Source organism: Flavonifractor sp. An112 (genome assembly GCF_002161085.1).
GTDB classification, from domain to species: Bacteria; Bacillota; Clostridia; order Oscillospirales; family Oscillospiraceae; genus Flavonifractor; species Flavonifractor avicola.
Window position 1 is genome coordinate 17,596 of record NZ_NFLU01000017.1, and the last position, 19,374, is coordinate 36,969.

General features: G+C 60.6%; 17 protein-coding genes. 15 read left to right on the forward strand and 2 right to left on the reverse strand.

Going from position 1 to position 19,374, the window contains the following annotated elements; translation table 11 throughout:
- Positions 1–5: 5 nt before the first annotated feature.
- Positions 6–440, reverse strand: coding sequence for a helix-turn-helix domain-containing protein (locus B5E56_RS12455; protein ID WP_087271646.1), 435 nt, complete (start codon positions 438–440; stop codon positions 6–8).
- A 98-nt stretch (positions 441–538) separates the two neighbouring features.
- On the opposite strand from B5E56_RS12455, the gene B5E56_RS12460 reads away from it, so the two are divergent.
- From B5E56_RS12460 to B5E56_RS12530, 15 genes are all read left to right on the forward strand, one after another.
- The gene (locus B5E56_RS12460) at positions 539–1,246 is read left to right on the forward strand and encodes a serine/threonine protein kinase (protein WP_087390641.1); all 708 of its coding nucleotides are present in this window, start codon (positions 539–541) and stop codon (positions 1,244–1,246) included.
- A gap of 1 nt (position 1,247) precedes the next feature.
- Positions 1,248–2,516: a zinc ribbon domain-containing protein gene (locus tag B5E56_RS12465; RefSeq protein ID WP_087390644.1), complete on the forward strand. Its 1,269-nt coding sequence runs from the start codon at positions 1,248–1,250 to the stop codon at positions 2,514–2,516.
- Between the two features lie 14 nt (positions 2,517–2,530).
- Positions 2,531–3,787, forward strand: coding sequence for a zinc ribbon domain-containing protein (locus tag B5E56_RS12470; RefSeq protein WP_087390647.1), 1,257 nt, complete (start codon positions 2,531–2,533; stop codon positions 3,785–3,787).
- Positions 3,788–3,801: 14 nt separating this feature from the next.
- Positions 3,802–4,722 carry a zinc ribbon domain-containing protein gene (locus B5E56_RS12475; protein ID WP_158098723.1) on the forward strand — a complete coding sequence of 307 codons (921 nt, stop codon included), beginning with the start codon at positions 3,802–3,804 and terminating at the stop codon, positions 4,720–4,722.
- A 3-nt stretch (positions 4,723–4,725) separates the two neighbouring features.
- Positions 4,726–5,961, forward strand: coding sequence for a zinc-ribbon domain-containing protein (locus B5E56_RS12480; protein WP_087390653.1), 1,236 nt, complete (start codon positions 4,726–4,728; stop codon positions 5,959–5,961).
- Positions 5,962–5,975: 14 nt separating this feature from the next.
- Entirely contained in the window at positions 5,976–7,247 is a 1,272-nt protein-coding gene (locus B5E56_RS12485; RefSeq protein WP_087390656.1) for a zinc ribbon domain-containing protein, read from the forward strand.
- 205 nt (positions 7,248–7,452) lie between these two features.
- Entirely contained in the window at positions 7,453–7,947 is a 495-nt protein-coding gene (locus tag B5E56_RS12490) for an RNA polymerase sigma factor (protein WP_158098724.1), read from the forward strand.
- Positions 7,948–7,960: 13 nt separating this feature from the next.
- Entirely contained in the window at positions 7,961–8,791 is an 831-nt protein-coding gene (locus tag B5E56_RS12495) for an HlyD family efflux transporter periplasmic adaptor subunit (protein ID WP_143383170.1), read from the forward strand.
- Positions 8,788–10,935: an NHLP family bacteriocin export ABC transporter peptidase/permease/ATPase subunit gene (locus tag B5E56_RS12500; RefSeq protein WP_087390664.1), complete on the forward strand. Its 2,148-nt coding sequence runs from the start codon at positions 8,788–8,790 to the stop codon at positions 10,933–10,935. The genes B5E56_RS12495 and B5E56_RS12500 overlap by 4 nt, the downstream gene beginning before the upstream one ends.
- 14 nt (positions 10,936–10,949) lie before the next feature.
- Positions 10,950–13,508 (forward strand): NHLP bacteriocin export ABC transporter permease/ATPase subunit, encoded by a 2,559-nt coding sequence (locus tag B5E56_RS12505; protein WP_087390667.1) that lies wholly within the window; start codon positions 10,950–10,952, stop codon positions 13,506–13,508.
- A gap of 134 nt (positions 13,509–13,642) precedes the next feature.
- Positions 13,643–13,861: a hypothetical protein gene (locus B5E56_RS12510; protein ID WP_087390670.1), complete on the forward strand. Its 219-nt coding sequence runs from the start codon at positions 13,643–13,645 to the stop codon at positions 13,859–13,861.
- Positions 13,862–13,934: 73 nt separating this feature from the next.
- Entirely contained in the window at positions 13,935–14,300 is a 366-nt protein-coding gene (locus B5E56_RS12515) for an STAS domain-containing protein (RefSeq protein ID WP_087390676.1), read from the forward strand.
- Positions 14,301–14,311: 11 nt separating this feature from the next.
- Positions 14,312–15,064, forward strand: a complete 753-nt coding sequence (locus tag B5E56_RS12520) for an FHA domain-containing protein (RefSeq protein ID WP_087390679.1) — start codon at positions 14,312–14,314, stop codon at positions 15,062–15,064.
- A 12-nt stretch (positions 15,065–15,076) separates the two neighbouring features.
- Entirely contained in the window at positions 15,077–15,784 is a 708-nt protein-coding gene (locus B5E56_RS12525) for a PP2C family protein-serine/threonine phosphatase (RefSeq protein ID WP_087390682.1), read from the forward strand.
- Between the two features lie 40 nt (positions 15,785–15,824).
- Positions 15,825–18,830 carry a serine/threonine protein kinase gene (locus tag B5E56_RS12530; RefSeq protein WP_087390685.1) on the forward strand — a complete coding sequence of 1,002 codons (3,006 nt, stop codon included), beginning with the start codon at positions 15,825–15,827 and terminating at the stop codon, positions 18,828–18,830.
- Positions 18,831–18,962: 132 nt separating this feature from the next.
- Here the strand turns inward: B5E56_RS12530 and B5E56_RS12535 are convergent, their stop codons facing one another.
- A complete protein-coding gene (locus tag B5E56_RS12535; RefSeq protein WP_087189109.1) occupies positions 18,963–19,352 on the reverse strand; it encodes a hypothetical protein in 390 nt (129 codons plus the stop codon).
- Positions 19,353–19,374: the final 22 nt, after the last annotated feature.

Sequence of the window (19,374 nt, forward strand, 5' to 3'; positions counted from 1 at the left end):
CCGCATCAATACAGGGTCTTTTCATTTTCCGAAAACAGCTTGTCGTTGATCTCTCCCAGCTCCATGTGATGGACGATGCCGAAACTGATGATGGCATCCCGCTTCAGCCGGGGATAGAGGGGGGCGTAGCCGGCCTGCTTAAGCAGCCGCTGGGCCTCCTCCAGGGTGGTCTCCAGCCCCACGCACAGGCAGAGCAGCCGGTCCCGGGAGGGATTGCGCCGGCCGGCAAAAACCTGGTGGAGATAGACCTCGCTCATCCCCGCCCTCCGGGCCAGGGCCGCCTTGGAAAAGTCCTTCTTCTCATATAACTCCGCCAGCAGCTCCGCAATGCTCTGGTTGGCAAAGAAGGGCTGATTGTCGTGGAGATAAGAGTCAATGTTGGCCTCGCTCATCAGATCATGGCTCAGATCGCCCGTGGTCTTATTTTCCAATCCTATCACTCCCTTTACTTTCAAATGGAAATCGTTTATACTAAATTTACAACAATTTGTACCTGGATACAATATGCCCACTGCATAGTGTACAAGGTTTTTCAGGGGTGATTTCTATTTATACCTGGCTTACCAATGCGCTTCAGGAGGAGTATGATCTGGTCCGGATTTTAAAGGAAAGTCCCCGGGGCAGTGTAAAACTCATCCGACACAAGGCCACCGGCAAACGGCTGGTACTGCGCCGGTTTACCGGCAATCCGGAAGTCTATCAAAAGCTGCTGGACTACACCTGTCCCAACCTGCCCACCGTGTACGAAGTGGCGGTGGAGGGAAGCAAGGTCCTGACGCTGGAGGAATTTGTGGAGGGCGACACCATGGGCTTCCTGCTGCAGGAGGCCCTCTTTTCACCGGAGGAGACCCGAAAGATCGTCCGGCAGGTGTGCAAGGCCCTGTGGGTCCTCCACTCCATCGGCGCCGTCCACCGGGACGTGAAGCCGGAGAACATCATCCTCCGGGGGGATGAGGCGGTACTCATCGACTTTGACGCCGCCCGTTTACATAAACCCGAGCACAGCAACGATACCCAGATTCTGGGCACCACCGGCTTTGCCGCCCCGGAGCAGTACGGCCTGTCCCAGTCGGACATCCGCACCGATATCTACTCCCTGGGGGTACTCATCAACGTGATGCTCACCGGCCAGCACCCCTCCAAAAAGCTGGCGGGGGGCAAAATGGGCCGCATTGTGGACCGCTGCACCCACGTCAACCCCCAGCACCGCTACCGCAATGTGCTGCGGCTGATGGAGGTCCTGTGACATGACCGGCGGGACCAGGCCCTGCCCTGTCTGCGGCGCCCCCCTCCCCCAGGAGGCCTCCTTCTGTCCCTACTGCATGGAAACCCTCCGCCACCGCCGGGAGGCGGAGCCGCCCGTCCGCCGGTGGCTGAAACCGGTGAGGCAGGCCGTTCTGCCGCTGGTGCTGGCCGCTCTGGCAGCAGCGGCATTTTTGCTCTATGACGCCGTCACACCCGATGTGTACGACGCCCGGGAGGAGCTGACCTACAGCATGAACGGCACCAGCTACCATCTGGTGGCCACCTTCCGCAACGACGCCGCCCCGGAGCCGGAATACACCGTGCAAACGGTGGAGGATTGGAACTACGACCGGGCCGCCAAGCTCTTTGTGACCCATGTGGACACCGGCGCCGACGCCGGGCAGGTCTTCCGCCAGCAGGTCGAGACTATCCAGGTCCAGGTGACCCAGCCCCAGGACAACCCCTCCCCCATCACCTGGCAGCAGCCCACCTATCAGGGCGATCCCGCCGCCGGGGGGATGGCCCTCTCGCCGCTCTATTTTGACGGTCAGAGCCGTGGGGAGGCGGAGATCCGGTGGACCCTAAACATGAAGAACGGGGACACCATCCTTCTGCGGCACAAGATGGTGATCGAGCCGGTGGAGGTGGTGGACTACACCCCGGCCAACTGCGACATGGACACCATCGAGGACCTCCAGGCCCTGGTGGATCAAATCCAGGCGGAGGTCCCCCTGCCCACGGTAGTACGGATCAATCTGCCCCCCGTCCACTACGAAGGGGGTCTCACCATCACCGGGCGTCCCATCAACCTGTACGGCACCGTGGATGACAAGAAGATGCGCACCGCCTTTCTGGGCCCGGTGACGGTGGACGTGGACCAGGGCCCCCAGTGCTTCATCGAGAACATCGACTTCCGGGGCAGCGGCTCGGGCACCGGCCTCACCGTGGAGGCCGACGGCCGGGTGCAGGACTGCCTCTTCACCGGCTGGGACACCGGCCTGCTGGTGGGCGGAGACGACTGGGCCGACCCCACCGGGTGCTGGTTTGAGGACAACGGCGTGGGCTTCCGCTTTGACAGCGTAGGGGACTACGTCAACGGCACCATGCTGGAGGGCAACACCTTCCGGAGCAACGGCACCGCCGTGGAGCTGCTCCGGGTGCCCGGGGCCAAGACCCTCTACTTCAACGGCTGCACCTTCTCCGGCAACAACGCTGACGTCGTCAACCCCGCCGACCACCCCACCTATCTCTCCCGTGCCACCTTTGACTGAGGGAGGCGAGTGCTATGAATTTACGCTGCCCTCACTGCGGTGCTTCTCTCCCGTCGGAAGCCTCCTTCTGCCCCCACTGCGCTCAAAACCTCCGCACCCGACATGAGGTGGACGCACCCGTCCGCCGGTGGCTGAAGCCTTTGAAGCGGACTCTCCTGCTGCTGGTGCTGGCCGTCTTTGGCTGGGCGGGCTGGCTGGTGTATGACGCCCTTGCCCCCAACGTATATGAGGCCTGGGGGGAGCTGACCTACAGCCTGAACGGCAACGACTACTACCTGTTCCTCACCTGTCAAACCGACGCCACTCCCGAGGCGGCCCACACCATGCAGGTGGAGGAGGGCGGGGTCTACGACCGGGTCTCCCGGCTGTTCGTCACCCATGTGGACTCCGGCCAGGACGCGGGACGGGCCTTTTTCAACCAGATGGATCAGTTCCAGACCCGGGTGATCCAGCCGCCGGACAGCCCTTCCCCGGTGGTCTGCTCCCTGCCCATAGACCCCAATGACCCCTATGACGGCCTGGCCCTGACCACCCTGGATTTTACCGGCCGCAGTCAGGGGCCGGTGGAGGTAGAGTGGACCATCACCATGAAAAACGGGGACACCATCTTCCTCCGCCAGAAGATCGACTTCCAGAGGGTGGACACCGCCCACTACTACCCGGAGGACTACCCCATGGACACCATTGAGGACCTCCAGGCCCTGGTGGACCAGATTCAGGCGGAGGTCCCCCTGCCCACGGTGGTGCGGATCCACCTGCCCCCGGTGACGTATGAGGGAGGCCTCACCATTGACCGGCGGGGGATCAACCTCTCCGGTTCCACCGATGAGCAGGGCCGGCGCACCACCTTCTTAGGCCCGGTGGTGCTTGCGCCGGAGGAGGACCCTCTGTGCGACATCGAACACATCAACTTTGTGGGGAACGGCACCGGCACCGGCCTCACCGTGGCCGCCCAGTACCGGGTGCTGGACTGCTCCTTCACCGGCTGGGAGATCGGCCTGCTGGTGGGCGGGGAGGCCTGGGCCAACCCAAAAAACTGCCTCTTTACCGACAACGACATCGGCTTCCGCTTCGACAGCGGCGGAACTTACTGCAATTACACTGACTTTACCAACAACACCTTCCGGAACAACACGGTGGCGGTGGACCTTTTGCGGGTGCCCGGCCTCAGGACCATTGACTTTAAGTTCTGCCTGTTTGACAGCAACGTGGCGACCATCCTCAACCCCAACAACCATGCCATTGATACCGGAGGCGCTACCTTTGAATGAAAGGGATGATCCCTATGGAACACAAATGCCCCCACTGCGGCGCATCTCTCCCGGAGAATGCCTCCTTCTGCCCCCACTGCGCCCAGAGCATCCGCACCCGGGAGGCGGCCCCCGTCCCCACCCATATGTGGCGGAAGGGTCTGAAATGGGTGCTGGCTCTGGCCATCGTGGCGGCGGCCGCCCTGGTGGGCTGGGCGCTGCTCCATGAGCGTCCCACCGGTCTCCCCGCCGGGGAGACCACACCGGTGGTCTTTCAGGAGGACGAGGACGGCATGGTGACGGCCACTCCCGAATATCTGGAGGAGTTCTTCCCCACCCTCACCTGCATCGACTTCCGCACCACCATCAAGACCAGCGACAACATCGACGACTATCTGGTGGACAGCTTCCAGATGGCCACTCTGGTGTCCTCCCGGGGCGCCCAGAACGCCGTGGGGGAACGGGGGATGTACAACGCCGGCAGCGACTCCAATAATCGGGTGGCTCTGATGATCTTTGACGACAACACCCACCTGATGGGCTATTTCATCGGCTCCCCCACCAACCTGGGGGGCGGCAAGTGGCAGATGGACGTGGTGAACTGCGACTACGACTTCACCCACCTCTACGAGGCGGAGCTGGCCGCCTTTGAGGGCAATTGGGAGGAGGATTTCTCCACCTACATCCCGCCGGAGGAGATCGAGTCCTCCGGGGCGGTGTGGTTCTTAAACGGTTACAACACCGGCCAGGGCCCCGTGCTGCGGGAGGACGACCCCCAGATCTACGCCCTGTGGCACACCCTCCACGGCCCGGAGCCGGGGCGCCAGTGCCGGGAGATCCAGCGGCTGGAGGAGTTCCTGCCCAATGAGGGCCGGTGGCGGTGCTACCTGCTGCTGGACCGGGACTACAACCTGCTGGGCTACACCATGCTGGATTACCAGGGGAACGGAGGATAAGTCATGGCGCACAAATGCCCCCACTGCGGCGCACCTTTGCCGGCGGAGTCCTCCTTCTGCCCCCACTGCGCCACCGACATTCATCCCCGAAAACAGGCCAAAACCGCCACTCCCCTGCTGAAAAAACTGCTGCTTGGACTGCTGGCTCTGGCGGTGCTGGCCGCCGTGGGGTTCGGGCTGTGGCTGGCCTTCGCCCCCAAGACCTACGACGGCTATGGGGAGGTCCGCTACGGGGACTATCAGCTCCTGCTCACCCAGCACGCGGACCGCTACACCCCCGTGCCGGAGATGACCATTCCGGGGGAGCCGGAGGGCCAGTACCGGGTGCCCTCCCGGCTGTTTATCAACGACAGCACCGGCAACGACGTCTCCGACGCCTTCCTGGCGGAGGTGGAGGAGGTCAGCGCGGCCTTCCTCGGTCAGGAGGACAGCTCCTCCCCCTACCTGTGCTCCCAGCCCGCCTACAACGAGGGAGCGCCTGAGTGCCCCCTCATCTCCCTCATCGACTTCACCGGGGAGAGCGGCACGGCAGAGTTGGTATGGACCTTCCAAATGAAAAACGGAGACACCATTTACCTCCGGCAGACCTATGAGGTGGTTCCCATCCCGGTATATGACTACCACCCGGAGGACCACCCCATGGACACGGCTGAGGAGCTCCAGGCCCTCATCGACACCATCGGCGGCCAGGCGAACGACCCGGTGGCGGTGATCAACCTCCACCTGCCCCCGGTGACCTATGAGGGTGGGATCACCATCCGGGACCGGAGCCTGAACCTGTACGGCTCCGCTGACGAAGGCGGAAGCCGCACCACCTTCACCGGCCCTGTTCAGGTGGTGGCCCCCGACGGCGAGATTGCCTATCTCCAGGACATCGATTTTGTGGGGAGGGGCAGCGGCACCGGTCTCTCCGGCTCCGCTCCCTTCCGGGCCACCAACTGCACCTTCACCGGCTGGGACACCGGGGTTTATGCCTACGGCACCAGCTGGGTCAACGTCATCGGCTGCTCCTTCCAAAGCAACGGCATCGGCTTCCACTTCGACAGCACGGGAGACTACGCCAACCACTCCATGTACAACGACAACCGCTTTTTTGGCAACGATGTGGCGGTGCGGCTGGACAACGTACCCACCGACATAACCCTCAACTTCCAGGGCTCCATCTTCCGGGCCAACGCCCAAAGCATCCTCAACCTCTGCGACCAACCCCTGGATCTGTCCCAGGCCACCTTTGAGTAAAGGAGAATCCCACCATGGAACACAAATGCCCCCACTGCGGCGCGGACCTGCCGGAAAACGCCGCCTTCTGTCCCCACTGCGCGAAGGATATCCACCCCCGTAAGCAGGCAAAAACCGCCAACCCCCTGCTGAAAAAGCTGCTGGTGGGCCTGCTGATCCTGGCGGCCGCCGCCGCCGTGGGCGGAGCAATCTGGTACTTCAACCGCCCCTATGAGCCCCAGGAATTTGACGCCCTGGGAGAGGTGTACTACGAGAGCGGGGAGAAGACCTACCAGCTGCTGGTGGCCTGGCCCGACGACCGCTGCGCCCCCGCCCCCGACATCTACCAGCAGGGCTCCCCCGATGAGCAGTACCGCTGGCCCTCCCGGTGGTACGTCAACGACGCCGCCACCGGCGCCGACGCCTGGGCGGAGTTTGAGCCTCTGGTGGAGCAGGTCACCGTGGAGGTGGTCCCCGACGAGAATGCCGCCGATCCCCTCACCGCCGGGGAGCCCCGTCATGACGAGGACTACTCCCCCGACGCCGCCATGATCTGCTCCCTGGACTTTACGGGCAATTCCGGGGAGTCCCAGATCGTCTGGACCGTTCAGATGAAAAACGGGGACGTGATCCGGGTCCGCCAGAACATCCACGTCACCGCCATTATCACCCACGAGTATCACTGGGAGGACACCCCCATGGACACCGTGGAGGACCTCCAGGCCCTGCTGGATCAGACCGCCCAGGAGATCGCCCCCTCCGACCTGGTGTACATCTATCTGCCCCCGGTGACCTATGAGGGAGATCTGAATCTGAGCCGCTCCTATGAGTTCTACGGCTGCACCGACCAGGGGGCGGACCGCACCACCCTCAAGGGTTCCATAACCATGGACGGCAGCGCCAGCTTCTACTGGATCAACTACTTCTACGACATGGATTTCGTGGGGGACGGCGCCGATACCGGCATCATCGCCCCCACCAAGGTCTGGGCCATTGGCTGCTCCTTTACCGGCTACAAGACCGGCTTCCAGTCCCAGGGGGAGGCCTGGATCAACGCCACCGAGTGTACCTTCATGGAGAACCAGGTGGGCCTCCACTTCAACGCCACCGGCCAGTCCGCCTCGGACAGCCGCTACCACGACAACCAGTTTGTGAACAACGGCACCGCCGTGCTGTTGGAGAACGTGCCCACCGACATCACCCTGGACTTTGCGGGCACCGTGTTCTCCGGCAACGATACCGACGTGGACAACCAGTGTGACCATCCCATTGATTTGTCCAACGCCATCCTTGATCCGGAAGGATAACCCATATTGATAGACACACAGCCAAACCGACTGATTGCCATCTGGACGAACAAGGGCCTGCTGTCTGCGTATCGCAGACAGCAGGCCCTTTCCTTATCGGTGGGTTTCTGCATTGCAATGGAAAAAGGGCAATGCTATAATAATATACAAAATATCCAGCTTTTGCATAGAGCGATCATTTGAAGAAACTGGGAGCGTGGACCGGGTGAGCTTTGAACAGGTATATCGCGAATATTATCTCAAAGTATTCCGCTATATGAAACAGCATACGCAATCCCGCCAGGACGCAGAAGATCTGACCCAGGAGGTCTTTGTGGCTTGCTACCGGCATTTTGACAGCTTTGACCCCCAAAAGGCCTCTGTGGGGACCTGGGTTTATGTCATCATGAAAAACCGCCTGAAAAACTACTACCGGGACAAGAAGAAGTTCCTGTCCCTGGACGATGAGAACATCCCGGAACTGCCCGGGGACACCTCTGTGGCCCAGGCCATCCTGCTGGAAGAAGAGCGGCGGGCCCTGTCCTCTGCCATGAACATTCTGTCTGAGCGTGAACGCACCATTATTGCAGAGCGGTATTTCCATAAAAAGACCTCGGGGGAGATTGCCGGTATCCTGAAGATGACGGACGTCAATGTCCGGGTGACCCTCAAGCGGGCCCTGGAAAAGATCCGGAAATACTTTGAAGCCCAAGGACTGTGAGGTGCATGATCCCATGACAAGCGTATTTCGCAAAACCGCGTTGGAGCGGCTCAGCTCCCCCGACCGGCTGGATGGTATGCTCAAGCTCACAAGCCCCATGTCCTGGCTGGGCATTGCCGCGGCGGCCGTCCTTGCGTCCAGCGTGGTCATCTGGTCTTTTGTGGGGCGCATCCCCACAACGGTGGATACATACGGCTTTTTGACCTATGACTATGGCGCCAACTCCCTGTACAATACAGCGGCCGGAGAGGTATCCTCCCTGCTGGTGCACAGCGGCGACTGTGTAGAGGCGGGAACGCCGGTGGCGGAGATCCTGACTTCCACCGGCCAGACCGTTGTGGTACCGGCGGACCAGTCCGGCGTCATCCGGGAGGATCTGGTGGCGCCGGGGGAGCCTGTCGTGCCTAATCAGGCGTTATTCCGTATCTCTCCAGACAATGACAGCGGGCTGTCGGTGGTCTGCTATGTGAGTCAGGAAACCGCCCTTCAGCTGGAACCCGGCATGGAGGCGGTGATCTATCTGGACGGCGTGGGGGATGCCTGCGGCTGGATGGAAGGCCAGGTGGCCTGTGTGGACCGGGTCCACACCACCGCCGAGTCCATGGCCGCCGTGGTGGGAAACGACGCCCAGACCATCGAAATGCTGATGAGCGCTGGGCCTGTGGTGGCGGTGACCTGTACCCTTCGGGAGGACAGCACCACCGCCAGCGGATATTATTTCTCCGGCGCCGCCGGGGCTGAGCAGGTCCTGTACGGAGGCTCCTCCGCCTCGGTGCAGATCACGCTGGGACAAAGCGCCCCCATCGCCTGGGTCTTTCCCATGTTTGGAGGGGAGGCCTCATGAGCAGATTATACTGCAAAACCCCCACCATCTTTCAAATGGAAGGAACGGAGTGCGGCGCCGCCTCTCTGGCCATGATCTGTGCCTATTGGGGCAAATATGTGCCGCTGGAGCAGATGCGGGTGGAGACGGGCGTATCACGGGACGGCTGCAACGCCCGCAACATCATGTACGCCGCCCGCAAATTCGGGCTGGAATGCCACGGCTACCGCAAGGAGCCGGAGGCTTTGAAGCAGCTGGAGATGCCCTGTCTGATTCACTGGAACTTCAACCATTTTGTGGTGCTGGAGGGCTTTAAGGGGTCCTTTGTCTACCTCAACGACCCGGCCCTGGGCCGGCGCAAGCTGACCATGGAGGACCTGGACGAGGGGTTTACCGGCGTGGTGCTCACCTTCCACCCCACCCCCCAGTTTGAAAAGGCCAAACGGGAAAACACCCTGTTTCCTCTGATCAAACAGCGCATCCGGGGGCAGAAGGGCGCCCTGGCCCAGATGCTGTGTCTGGGGCTGCTGATGATCCTCCCCGGCCTCATCCTCCCTGTCTTTTCCCAGGTGTTTCTGGACCGGGTCCTGGGGGCGGGCGCCGTCCCCTGGTTTTACCAGTTCATCGGTTTTCTCATCCTGACCCTCCTGTTCCGGCTTCTGTTGGAGGCGTACAGCGCCAAACTCCTGTTGAAGATGCAGAACAAACTGACGCTGTTGTCCTCCCGGGAATTGCTGGAGCACCTGTTCCGCCTCCCGGTGGGCTTCTTTGCCCAGCGCTCCCCCGGCGACCTCCTGGGCCGGGTGGGAAATAACGACAACGTCAACAACTTCATCGCCGGCGATCTGGCAAACATTTTTCTGGACATTTTCGTGGCTGCCTTTTATCTGGTGCTGCTGCTTTTCTACAACCCCCTGATGACCGCCATCGGACTGGTGGGGATTCTGTTCAATGTTGTGATCGCCAGAATCACCGCCAGCCGGATCTCCAACCGGGTGCAGAAGCTGCAGCAGGACAGCGGCAAACTGACCGGCGTGGTGTGCGCCGGTCTCAGCGTTACCTCTACTCTGAAAGCGTCGGGCGCGGAGAGCGCCTACAGCTCCCGTGTCCTGGGCTACCAGGCCAAGGCGGCCTCCACAGAGCAGGCCATCAGCCAGACCCAGTCCGTGACAGGGGCGCTGCCCGGAATGGTGGACAACCTGATCGATATTCTGCTTTTGCTGGTGGGCGCTGTCTTTGTCATCCAGGGCCACATGACCCTGGGTATGCTGTCGGCGTTTACCTCCCTGTTTGCCTCCTTCTCAGCACCTGTGGAGACGCTGGTGGCCTTTATTCAGCAGATTCAGACGCTGAAAGCCGATATCGCCCGGGTAGACGACATCCTGCGCCATCCCGTGGATGAGAAATTCCAGGAAACCACGGTGCAGAAGTTTTCTCAGGCCAAGCTCTCCGGTCGGGTGGCCCTGGAGGAGGTCTCCTTTGGGTACAGCCATCTGGCCAAACCCCTGGTCACCGGCTTTTCCTTTTCTCTGGAGCCCGGCTGTTCGGTGGCCCTGGTGGGCGGCTCTGGCTGCGGAAAATCCACCATTGCCAAAATCGTCAGCGGGCTGTATCGCCCCTGGGCAGGCAGGGTCCTGCTGGACGGAGTCCCGCTGGAAGAGATCCCGTCGGACGTGCTCCATGCCAGCGTGTCCACCGTAAGCCAGAATATTACCCTCTTTTCCGGTACCATCCGGGACAATCTGACCATGTGGAATCACGCCGTTCTGGAGCGGGACATGATTAACGCCGCAAAGGACGCCTGCATCCACGAATTGATTACCCAAAAGCCGGGCGCATATGAGTTCAGGCTCACCGAGGGAGGAAGCAACCTCTCCGGCGGACAGCGTCAGCGCCTGGAAATTGCCCGTGCCCTGGCGACCAACCCCACTGTGCTCATCATGGATGAAGCCACCAGCGCCCTGGACCCCATCACCGAAAAACAGATCATTGAGAACATCAAGCGCCGCGGGTGTACCTGCATCATTGTGGCCCACCGGCTCAGCGCCGTACGCAACAGCGATGAGATCCTGGTGATGGATGGCGGCAGCATTGTGGAGCGGGGTTCCCATACTCAGCTGGCGGCTCTGGACGGACTCTACTGCCGGTTCATGTCAATGAACTGAAAGGAGGCTGCATCATGCAGACGGAAACCGCCAATCTCATTGGGTTGACCGGCGGCGCATATTACATCACCGAAACTCCCACAGACGCATACCGGGTGCTGTCAGGCAGCGTCCATATCTATGTGGTGCCCTGGACAGAGGGACAGCCGGGACGCCGGTCCCTGATCTGCACCGCAGAGCAAAATACCATTTTCCCCGCCTTTTCTCACACAGATGCCGAGGGCGGCCTGTGGCGCTTTCTGGTAACACCGGCGGAGGAGCACGCCCAGCTGGAGCGTCTGGAGGGGCTCTCCACCGGACCCCTGCAAAAAAAATTCCTGGGCAGAGCGGGGATCGAGAACCCCGGCCAGGAGACTTACGGCAATCTGCTGGTGGACCGCTACCGCCTGAACCTGGTGCAGGAGGACGGCTACCTGATCCGCACGGACAAGGAAAAAGAGGATGTGCGGGCCCGCACCGATGAGATGATCGCCTCCTTCTTTTCCAAGGAAAAGGACATACCCAGGGAAAACGGGGAGCACCCGGTCTATCAGGTCATGGCAGAGCTGTGCCACCGTATGCGCATCCCCATCGCCCCCTACGAAAAGATCACAGCCTGCTGCCGGCAGGAGATCTCCGTGGAGGAAGTGGCCCGCATTTCTCACATACCCTGCCGGAAGATTCTGCTGGAGGAAAACTGGCATAAGGCGGACGCCGGGCCCATTATGGTACAATTTGGCCGGGAAAGGGAACCGGCCGCCTGTATTCCCAGAGGGCGGGGCAAGTATCTGCTCTGCCGCAGCGGGGAAAAGGCGGTCCCTCTGACCAGAGCGCTGGCGGAGCAGTGCGATCCCCAGGCCCATGTCATCTACCGCCCCTTCCCTCTTCAGGGAATGACGGCGAAGGATCTGGCGGCCTACTGCTGGTCCTGCCTGTCCCGGGCCGATCTGGCGGTCATCATCGGGCTGACCATCCTGTCCGCGCTCATCGGACTGCTGATCCCCACCTTGAATCAGATGCTCTACGACCGCTTCATTCCCTCCGGACAGATGGGAATGGTGTTTCAGATTTGCTGTCTGGTAGGCGCGTTTATGGTGGGCAATCTGCTCTTTTCCGTGGTAAAAAGTCTGGCCACCTTCCGTTTGGACAGCCGGATCCAGTACGATGTGCAAAACGCGGTCTACCACCGGATCTTTGAATTGCCGGAAAACTTCTTCCGCAACTACGAGAGCGCCGATCTGGCCCAGCGGGTCATGGAACTGGGCAGCCTGGTCAGCTCTGTGTCCGGAATGCTGCTGGGGCTGGGGCTCAGCCTGATCTCCGCCCTGTTCTACGGCATACGGATGTTCACCTATTCTCCCCAGCTCTCTCTGGTGTCCCTGTCGGTCACGCTGCTGTTCTCCTTGATCAGCTATCTTCTGGCGCGCCGCCGTATGGTCTATCAGGCCCAGGTCATGGAGATGGACGGAAAGAGCAGCTCTCTCCTGTTCCAGTTTTTGCTGGGGATCGAGAAGATCAGAACCGCCGGCGTGGAGGAGCGGACTATTTTTGAATATATGCGCGCTTTTATGGAGCAGCGCCGGCTGGAAACACGGCTGGGCCGGCTGTCCAACCTCAGCGCCCTGCTCTCCTCCGCCAGCAGCGGGATCTTTCTGGTATTGATCTATTGGATCGCGGCCCAGTCCGCTTCCATCACCATGGGCAGCTTCGTCGGTTTTAACTCGGCCTTCGGCATGGTCTCCGGCGCCATCAGCAGCCTGTTCAGCGCGCTGATCTCCTATCAGCTGCTGAAACCCACCTACCGGCGGGTGAAGGCCATTCTGGAGACGGTCCCCGAAGGGGGCGGCCACAAGCGTCTGCCCGGCCAGCTCACCGGCAGCATCGACCTGGATCACGTGGCCTTCTCCTACGACCCGGAAACCCCGCCTGTGTTTCGGGACCTCTCCCTTCACATCCGGCCCGGCGAATATGTGGGGATCGTGGGCGCTTCCGGCTGCGGAAAATCCACCCTGCTCAAGCTTCTGCTGGGATTTGAGAAGGCCACCTCAGGCCGGATCTACTATGACGACCAGGATATGGACGAGCTGGACCTGCAGGAGCTGAGAAAACACTTCGGCGTGGTGCTGCAGGACGGCGAGCTCATCTCAGGGAGCATCTTTGAGAACATCACCCTCACCGCCCCCAACGCCGGACGAACCCGGGTGGAGCAGGTGGTGGAGGCGGTAGGCCTGGCCAGAGATATCCAGGAGATGCCCATGGGGCTGGAGACCATGGTCAGCGAACACTGCAACACCATCTCCGGCGGCCAGAAGCAGCGCATTCTCATTGCCAGGGCCATCATCAACAGACCCAACATTCTCTTCTTTGACGAGGCCACCAGCGCACTGGATAACCTGACACAGGCCCAGGTGTGCAAAGCGCTGGAGGAAATGGGCAGCACCCGGGTGGTCATCGCCCACCGGCTCAGCACCATACAGAGCTGTGACCGCATCCTGGTGATGGACCATGGAGATATTGTGGAAGAGGGAAATTACGAACAGCTGATGGCCCAGGGCGGGCTCTTCCATGAGCTGGCCAGCCGTCAGATCCTGTAAGGATCCGCATCTCTTGTAACAGATCCGGTTTTGGCGTGTATATCAATGTAGAACAACCATAGCAGTTGATTGGCCGCAGAGCGATCCGTGCCGGACCGGCCCAACCAGAACATATACCCGGGGGAGGTAATCTGATGGAGCCAGATCAAATCAAAAACATCAACCATATGCCGGAGGAGATCCCGGAGGAGCTGAAAGACATGGACCTGCGGCTGAAGCGGGTGTCCGATCTCCAGTGTTTTGACGGATGCTCCGATGAACTGGGAGAGGACGAGCTGGAACTGGTCACAGCCGCAGGCAGTTCCAACCCATACAAAGATTTTATCAAGCGAATCAACAACAAAAATGATTGAGCGCCAGCGCTGAAGGGCCGCAGTCTGCGGCACGAAAGGCAATCACGGCAGCCGGCGGGAAGGAGCTGGTAACATGAACAGGCACATAGAGCAGGACTGCGTGCGCTGGGAGGAGGACGATGGGAAACTGCTGTTTTCCATCACAGAAACCCTATCAGGAGATACCGTAACCCTAAGTTTGTCGGGCACACTCTCCTCGGTCGTGGCGCCCGCCTTTGAGGATGAGCTGATGGCTGCGGCCTGCGTCCGCAGCAGGATCGCCGTGGACTTTTCCGGCTTACAAGTCATTTCCAGCGGTGGCCTGAAGGCCCTGCTCACCGTCCAGCGTCTGCTGGACCAACGTCCCGGCTCCATGCTGAAGCTGCGCGCCATGAGCCCTGCGGTCCACGCCACCTTTGCAGAGATCGGGTTTGACGAACTGTTTGAGATTGAGAGCTGAGGTGAACGTGGATGTTGATGCAAGAGGATTATACAGAGAACCTTCCCTTTGTTTACGCGCTCTGCTGCCCGGCCGACTGGGAGCGGGTGTCCCCCCTGCTGGAGATCCTGCAAAAGAATGACTGCAGGCTCTGTTGGGGCCAGCCGTCCGCCGCTGGAAACGCCCCTGTCACCGAAAACGCCGAGGTCATACTGGCCTTCTTATCCCGGCAGTCGGTGGAGGACCACAGCTTTCGCAGCCGCTTCAACCGCAGCATTCTGGGCGGCAAACCGGTGGCGGCGGTACTCCTTGACCCGGTGGAGCTTTCCCCCGTCATGAAGGCGCAGCTGGAGCTGGAGCAGGTGGCGGCGGTGGACTGCGCCGTCTGCCACACCGACGGCGCCTGCTGTCTTGCCCTGCTGCAGCTGCCCGCGATGAAGCCCTGCCTGGAGGAGGGCAAGACCATCCACATCCCCAAGGCCAGTATCAAAAAATATTACCTGAAACGGCGGTCTACGGGAGAGGCCATCCAGATCTCCAAGGACGAGTTTACCGTGGGAAGAAAGCTCACCTGCAGCTACGCCATTCCGGACAATGAGAGCATCAGCCGCATCCATGCGGTGTTTCATCTGAAAAATGGGATCTGTACCGTGATGGACAATCATTCCACCAACAAGGTCTATGTCAACGACCGGGAGTTGGATGAGGAGGAGCAGTTCCAAATCAAGAGCGGGGATGTGCTGGAGCTGGGTACGGAAACCTTTATTGTGGACGTCATAGAGTAAGGAGGCCTCCCCATGAACGTCAGCGCATCCTATTATTCGGATATCGGCGGCCGGAAGGAAAATGAAGACGCCGTTGCGCTGCTGGAGAGCGGCGACACCATGGCAGCCCTGATCGCAGATGGTCTGGGCGGGCATAAGGGCGGCAAGGCCGCGGCCCAGCTGGCCGTCCAGACAGTGGGGGGCGGCATCATGGGCAAGCCCGTCTCGGTGGTCGCCCTCAGGGGGGCTGTGGAGCAGGCCAACACCCTCATTTGGGAGCAGCGCCAGGCCTCCGGCATGAAAAGCACCCTGGCCGCCGTGTGGTTTGACGGCCGGGCCGCTTTGGCCGCCAATGTGGGCGATACCCGGATCTATCAGTTCCGGGAAGGCAGTATCCTGTATCAGTCCCGGGACCACAGCACCGCCCAGCTGGCCCTGTGGGCCGGCGACATCACCCCGGCCGAGCTGCGCACCTGCAAGGACCGCCACCGGCTCACCCGCGCCCTGGGCGCACAGGATGATGTGACGGTGGATATTGCCCATCTGGAGCTGGCTCCGGGGGACGGGCTGCTTCTGTGCAGCGACGGTTTCTGGGAGAAGATCCAGGAGTCGGAGATGGCATACGACCTCTCCGGCGCCTCCACCGCCCTGCAATGGCTGGAGGCCATGCGCGCCCGCCTTGCCGTCCGGGGCGCCCACACCGGAGACAACCATTCCGCCATCGCCATGCTCATCCGGTGAGCGCGGGAGCAACCGTGTTAAGAGAAGGAGAATACAGGATATGACAGATTACTGCTTACACTGTATGCTGCCCACCGGCGGAGCGGATGTGTGTCCCCACTGCGGATATCAGGGCGGGGATACGGAGCTGCTCCACCACCTTCGCCCCGGCAGCAAACTGAACGGCAGATATCTGGTGGGGCGTTCGCTGGGTCAGGGTGGATTCGGCATTACCTACATTGGCCGGGATCTGCTGTTGGATACCCGGGTAGCCATCAAGGAATATTACCCCAGTGGGGTCGCCAGCCGAAACGTGGCTTTTTCCCCTGAGATCACCATCTCTGATCAACGACAGGTGGATTCCATCGAGGAAGGAAAACGAAAATTTCTCAGCGAGGCCCGGGCATTGGCGCAGTTTGCAGATGACCCGGGCGTGGTTACGGTCCGGGACTTTTTTGAAGCCAACAACACCGCCTATATCGTCATGGAGTACCTGGACGGACATGACCTGCGCTCCATCCTGAGACTGACCCGCTTTTCTGTCGACGATATCTTTGAACGGATGCGGCCCGTCATGGACGCTCTGGAAAAGATCCACCAGGTGGGCATCATTCACCGGGATATCAGCCCGGACAACATCATGCTGCTGAAGAGCGGCACCGTCAAACTGATGGACTTCGGCGCCGCCAGACAGCTGGACCTCAGCGGCAACACCAGCGTGTCGGTGATCCTCAAGACGGGCTTTGCCCCGGAGGAGCAGTACCGCAGCAAAGGCCATCAGGGGCCGTGGACCGACGTCTACGCGCTGTGCGCCACCATCTACTGCTGTATCACCGGTCTGAAGCCGGACGACGCCCTGGAACGGACCCGGCTGGATGAATTGAAGTGGCCCTCCGAGCTGGGGGTGGAGATCAGCGCCCTGCAGGAGGCGGTACTGAAAAAGGGAATGGCCGTCCGGGCGGAGGACCGGTTCCAGACCATCGGCGAGATGAAGGAGATGCTCTTCCGGCCCGCAGGGGAAAATCATGCGCTGGAGCTGGATGACGACGACGATGTGACCCGTCCCATTCCCCGCCGCGCAGAGCCCGACCCCCACCACACCCCGCCGGAACCTCAGCCGGTCCCGGAACAAAAAGCCCGAAAAAAATGGCTGCGGCCGCTGGCCGCGGTGCTGGCCGTGGCGGTGCTGGCCACTGGTATCTGGGGGGCCAGCCGGTTCAGCCCCCAGGGAACCGGACGCAATGGCGGCGTCAGCCAGGCGGATATCGATTCGGGCAACTATATGCGGATCATTTTGACCGCCCACGAGGAGATGCCCGTCCACGATTTTGCTCAGGCGGCGGATACGGTAGAGGCGCGGATCGATCTCCTCTGCGACGGCCAGCCCTACGATTTTGCGGTGGAGGACGATCAGATCAAGCTGTTCCTGCCCCGCTCGGTGATCGAGCCGCTGGGGCTGGAAAAGACCATGCAGTGCTACATCAGCCGGCCCATAGAATTCAGTCTGATCAACTTCCAGGAATTCCAAACAGACCGCAGTGATTCCATCCGGGTGACCCCCTCCGATGTGGAATCCATCACCATTGAGACCCAGGCGCCGGAGGATTGCAGCCCGCCCGATCTGGCGGAGGCCCTGGAGAAGGGCGGCCTGGAGAAGCTGGTATTCACCGAGGAATTTGTCCAGAAAAACCGGGATAAAATGGCCCAATGGGGCACCAATATGGTCCTGGCCCAGGATATTGAGAGTTCCTCCAATCTCTGGTACACCTATCTCTATTCAGCGGGGGACGGACGGACCTTCTACATCACCAATACGGACGGCGCGGCATTTGCCCGGCTGCTTCAGCACAACCTGTCCCAGGAGCCCCTGCCAAACCCCTTCTACTACCAGCTGGATGTAAACTACGAGGCAGCGTGGGAGACTCCGGACACCGGCGAACAGGCCGAAACCTTCCAGCGCTCTCCCGACCAGGTGACCGGCCAGACCGTCACCCTGCTCTATCCCTGGGTGGACAGCGATGCCCTCCCCGGGGAAGGCCGGTGGGCCGACGCCTGCGCCGCCATGAAGCGCCGCCTGGACCTTCTGGGTGAGGAATACGCATTTGGTACCATCTGCTCCGGGGATACCTATCAGATGGTGGTAAAAACCGGCGCTGAACATATGAGTATCCCGCTGCTTCAGCTGCTGGAATTCAGGCAGGTTACCTTTTATCTCAGCGCCGGCTTAAACAATCTATATGTCCGGCAGCTGGACTGGATCAGCCGCCCGGACGGCACCTACGCCCTGGAGGCCACGGCAGGCAGCAGTGAGGAGGACCTGGCAAACTTCCTCCAGCTGGCTCAGGACGCCGGATATGACAAGATCTATCTCAAGGTCAACAATATTCCCTGGCTTGCCTGCGACCTGGAGGATGGGGCCGACGGCACGGTGGTGACCCTGGATCAGGGCTGCTTCTGGGACAATCAGCCCATCGGAGAGGAGCAACGCTGGCTGGTGCAGCTGCTGACTGCCATTTCCCAGGACGTCAATCTGCCCTCCGGGGCAAGTACGGCCCAGTACCAGTGCAACGAGGACGAGAACGGCGTTGCCTTTGACGATGCCAACTTCTTCATGCAGTACGGCGACCTGACCAAGCAGGTGCGGGACAACATTGAGAACTGTGATGCCGCAGCTCAGTACGAGCAGATGGAAGTGGTCAGCGACGGAATGAACATCCGGGTCTATCTGCACATGAACACAGGCAAGAACTTCGCCTCCCAGGTAGTAGCGCTGACCAAGGCCTTATATGAGCAGTCTGATTTGGAGCACTCCCCCGCCGACGGCCTGTATCTCTATTTTATCGACGAAAATGACGTGCTGAAAGAGCGGGCGCGCATCTGGTTCAGCAAAACCTACGGCACCGGCAGCATCCTGCCCGGCTATGTCACAGGCGGCGGGATCTTTACCGGCGGCCGTATGGAGGAATATCTGGAAGAGCTGCAGTCTCTCATCGAAGATGATCCCTTCTTCCTGGAGAAAAAAGGATCGCCGGACCGCACATTCTGCGAGTATACTGCGTGGTGGTGATCCCAGACAGACACAAAATGGAGGTGTTGTATCTTACAACACCTCCATTTAACCACCTGCGCCGTCCAAACCAGACCGCAGCAGAAGGGGCGGGGCAAACAGCCCCGCCCCAACAGAGACCGGCGTTCCGGATCAGCTGAACTTCTTGATCCAATTGGGAATGGCCTCATCCAGGTCTTTGCTGACCTTTTGGACTTCCTTCTCACTGTAAGTCCGGTACGGATCGCCATATCTGACGGCGTCGTACAGGCATCTGGCAGCCATCTTGGTGCCTTTCCAGGTCAGCTTGCCCCAGTCAGTATTTTTCAGCAGCCACTTCAGCGCGGAAAACTCGGTCACACCTCCGGTGACATTCTCCAGATCGGCCTCTCCCAGCTCATCGCCGGACTTGGCACCGGTATCATAGCCGTACTCCTTCAGGATGCTGTTTACAGCAGCCTCGTCCTCCGCCTGCTCCAGCTTGTCAGCAAACAGTTCCAGGTCCTTCACGTCCTGCTCGGAAAAATTCTTCTGCATCTCCATCTCTGTGTCCTCCTTATAAATT